This window comes from Proteus sp. TSJ240517, from assembly GCF_047921575.1.
In the GTDB taxonomy this organism is placed as follows: domain Bacteria; phylum Pseudomonadota; class Gammaproteobacteria; order Enterobacterales; family Enterobacteriaceae; genus Proteus.
On record NZ_JBLRMH010000030.1, the window covers coordinates 1 to 562 of the forward strand.

At 52.8% G+C, this 562-nt stretch carries 1 protein-coding gene; it reads right to left on the reverse strand.

Annotated elements, in window-relative coordinates; translation table 11 throughout:
* On the reverse strand, window positions 1-540 hold a 540-nt coding region (locus ACNARN_RS18625), incomplete at its 3' end, for an Ig-like domain-containing protein (RefSeq protein ID WP_416304820.1).
* Window positions 541-562 lie beyond the last annotated feature (22 nt).

Genomic DNA, 562 nt, shown 5'->3' on the forward strand with positions numbered 1-562 from the left:
AGGAATGGTCACCACCGGAGTAGTATCTACCACGCCGTCACCGTCGGTGTCGCCTGGAATTTGAGTGTCGACCGTAAAGTCAGTTGGTTGACCTTTTCCACTGGTGTTACCCGCTGGATCGGTAATTTCAGCCGTAACAGCGTAGTTACCGCCTGCCGTCACTTTATCTGCCGGAATAGTGACCTCTGCTTTACCCGCCGTGACTTCATCTGCCGTCAGCGTGTGTTCAACGGTGTCAGTGCTACCGTCGGGTTTGGTGATCGTCAGGGTGAGTTTATCCCCTTCCGCACTGCCTGCTGGCACGGTCACTTCGGTTTGTACGCCGTCTTTTAACTCGTCGGCATTCACGCCGTCAGCTGCTTCTGGAATGGTCACTTGCGGTAATGCATCCACCACGCCGTCACCGTCGGTGTCGCCTGGAATTTGTCCATCAACAGCAAATTCCACTTTATTCCCTTGTTTCGGCGGATTACTTCCCTGAGTTAAACTAACATCAACACTGTTTTGGCCGTCTTGTACTGCGTCTTTCGGAATATCCATTGACACTTTGCCTGCCGTCACG